The organism is Nocardia sp. bgisy118, from assembly GCF_057708605.1.
Genome location: NZ_JBYISM010000083.1, coordinates 1 through 872, shown reverse-complemented (window position 1 = coordinate 872; position 872 = coordinate 1). Strand labels below are relative to the sequence as shown.

The 872-nt window shown below is 67.4% G+C and carries 1 protein-coding gene; it reads right to left on the bottom strand.

Annotated elements, in window-relative coordinates:
• The coding region (locus tag AC3EO7_RS37810) for an acyltransferase domain-containing protein (RefSeq protein WP_435593883.1) at window positions 1–860 on the bottom strand (860 nt) is incomplete at its 3' end.
• Window positions 861–872: the final 12 nt, after the last annotated feature.

The following is an 872-nucleotide window of genomic DNA, read 5'->3' as shown; positions in this document are numbered from 1 at the left end:
GTGAATATCGTCGGCCATTGCACACTCGCCCCGGCGGTGAACGCCTGGGCCAGTGACAGCAGCAGTCGTTGCACATCGGACTCGTCGCGGCGCAGCGAACCCAGCACCGTTGCCTCACCGGGAACGGCCAGTGCCGCATCGATGCTTTCCTGGATCCCGCCGGTCAATACTTGATGCGGACTCATCTCCAGGAAAACCCGGCACCCCTCGGCCAGCAACGCCGCCACCGTGTCACCGAACTCCACGGTCTGCCGCGAGTTCCGATACCAGTAGTCGCCATCCAAGCCCGCGGTATCCAACGCACCCCCGGTCACCGTGGAATAGAACGGCACGCTGCCCGAACCCGGCCTGACATCGGCCAACACCTCCAGCAACTGGGCGCGGATCGACTCGATCTGCGGGGAATGCGAGGCGTAATCCACTGGGATGCTGCGGGCTCTGACGCCCTCGGCTTCACAGGCGGCCACGAACTCTTCCAACGGTTCCGGTCGACCCGAAACCACCACCGAGGCCGGGCCATTCACCGCCGCCAGCGACAACGCGCCGTCCCACCGCGCCAACCGCGCCTGCACCTGCTCTCTCGGTAGCGCCACTGCCACCATGCCGCCTTGCCCGGAGAGTCCGGCCAATGCCTGGCTGCGCAGTGCCACGATCTTCGCCGCATCCTGCAGCGACAACCCGCCCGCGATGACCGCCGCAGCGATCTCGCCCTGGGAATGACCCACCACCGCTGCCGGTACCACTCCGGCCGCACGCCACACCTGGGCCAGCGACACCATCACCGCGAACAACGCCGGCTGCACCACATCCACCCGATCCAGCCCCGGCGCCCCTACCGCCCCCCGCAACACCTCGGTCACCGACCAATCCAC